General features: G+C 38.7%; 1 pseudogene. It reads left to right on the top strand.

The window, feature by feature from the left end:
• Nucleotides 1-41 precede the first annotated feature (41 nt).
• Nucleotides 42-398: pseudogene (locus tag H4J38_RS17490) on the top strand (helix-turn-helix domain-containing protein); the annotation flags it as partial.

Raw genomic sequence — 398 nt, 5'->3', positions numbered from 1 at the left:
TGTCCCGTCCTGAAATGTGTTTACACATTTAGGACTTTAAAATGAAAAATTCAATTACTAAAGGCACCAAACGTTCACAACGTGATTATACGTTGGGCTTTAAATTAGCAGTCATAGAGCAAGTTGAAAAAGGCGACTTAACTTATAAACAAGCTCAAAAGCATTACGGGATCCAAGGACGAAGTACTGTACTCGTCTGGCTCCGAAAGCATGGTAAACTTGATTGGTCGCAACCCATATGTATGCCAAACATGCCTAAATCAAAAGAAACTCCAGCCCAACAAATCAAACGGCTTGAACGTCAACTTGAAACAGAGCAAATGAAGAATGTTGTGCTCAATAAAATGGTTGATGTGATGGATAAGGAGTATGGTGCTGGTCTAAGAAAAAAGTACTTA

It is taken from the genome of Colwellia sp. BRX10-3, from assembly GCF_014077505.1.
In the GTDB taxonomy this organism is placed as follows: domain Bacteria; phylum Pseudomonadota; class Gammaproteobacteria; order Enterobacterales; family Alteromonadaceae; genus Cognaticolwellia.
Note: the sequence above shows the minus strand (reverse complement) of the source record. Positions and strands in the feature narration are given on the sequence as shown.